This is a genomic window from Roseibium denhamense (assembly GCF_009711415.1).
In the GTDB taxonomy this organism is placed as follows: Bacteria; Pseudomonadota; Alphaproteobacteria; order Rhizobiales; family Stappiaceae; genus Roseibium; species Roseibium denhamense.
In genome coordinates, this window is sequence record NZ_SMLZ01000049.1 from 1 (window position 1) to 1,562 (window position 1,562).

General features: G+C 49.9%; 1 protein-coding gene. It reads right to left on the bottom strand.

The window, feature by feature from the left end; translation table 11 throughout:
- Positions 1 to 1,394, bottom strand: a 1,394-nt coding sequence (locus E1180_RS00175; protein WP_196220475.1) for a M10 family metallopeptidase, incomplete at its 3' end; no start/stop codon positions are given.
- Positions 1,395 to 1,562 lie beyond the last annotated feature (168 nt).

The window sequence follows — 1,562 nt, forward strand, 5'->3', positions numbered from 1 at the left end:
CCACTATCTCCGCGCAAGATGTCATTTCCAGCACCGCCACGTAATTGATCATTCCCGTGATATCCTCGTAAATAATTCGGCTCAATATTTCCTGTTATAACATCATTATAAAAACTACCCAATATTCTCTCAACACTAATAATGTGGTCATTAAAAGCGTCACCACCACGTTCGCGTTTGTCATCACCTAGATTTATTGATATCGCAGACTTTGATGTATTATAAAAAGCCCAATCCTGTCCATTGCCGCCACTGATGTAATCAGCACCATCCCCACCACGGATAATGTCATTCCCCTCATGGCCAATGAGGCTATCATTTCCTGCTTTACCAACCAGAAAATTTCTAGCCCCATTTCCAATCAGAATATCATCACCACTGCCGCCAATCGCGTTCTCGATCACGGTGCCGCGGGCGATTTGGAGGTTTCCGGTATAGCCACGGACGCTGGAAATGGCTTCTTCACGCAGATCAATCATCTGGTTCGCCGAGCTGCCGCCGAAGTCGAATGTATCGGTGCCGCCATCGTCAATGATGGTGTAGCTGATAAACGAATCCATCCCGCTGATCGCTTGCATCAGATCGCCAGAGTTCGCATTGTCTCCATACGTCGTGTTTCCGGTGCGGGTTGAACGATCGGTTCCATAAAGATTTTGAATGGCAATTACATCGGCAGTTTGAGGCGTGACCGCGTACACATGGCTGGCGTTGATCGACGTATTGTCAGCCTGACTGAAGTAGGACATGACCGATGCTTGCCAGCTGTCATTGGCATAGTGGTTGTCAACACCATAGGTTGCCGAGCCATTGTAGTTACCGGCGTGCCCCAGGCCCAAAGCGTGCCCAATCTCATGGACATAGGTTTGAAATGCATAGGAATTGAGTGAGGCGCCATAATAACTCACCCAGCTCGTTCCAACATTTATGTAGCTGGATGAGATGTTACTGCCGCTAGTCCAGGATTGGTTATACGCACTCCAAGCCTCGGTATCATCGAAGATGATCTGTGCACTGCCGAATGTATAGCTGAAGGTCAGGCCGGTTGCGTCCGACCACAATTCAAGGGCATTTCGGGCCAGATACTGCCCGTCCGCATTCAGTGCATTGATATTGACGGATATTGTTCCACCAACAGCGACATTAAAGGAACGATCGCTGCGCCCATTCGCGGTCCAATATCCGTCTGTCAGTTGATCCGCAATCTGATCGTTTGTGAAGACCGGACCGGCAGCAGCACTTGTGCTGTCGGCATCCGTGTTCGCGAACGAGCCACTTACGCCGGAGCAAGAAAAGCCCGCCACGATTGGAAGGTCCCGGGTCCGGCCTGTGGCCATACACAATTCACACATATTCGGTCCGTTGTACTTTGGCTCGACGATGACTTGAATGGTCATGAGCCAAGCCGCGTTCCCACGGCTGCATGACCCTCCCGCAAACATAACGCAATTGAAGCGGTCAGACTGTTACTCTGGTCACATAATTGCGGCAAAGGGTCGATGAGTTCTTAATCGTCGAGTAGCGTTTTTAGTGTTTTGTTCAATGTAGCTGTCGATTTCGGTCCC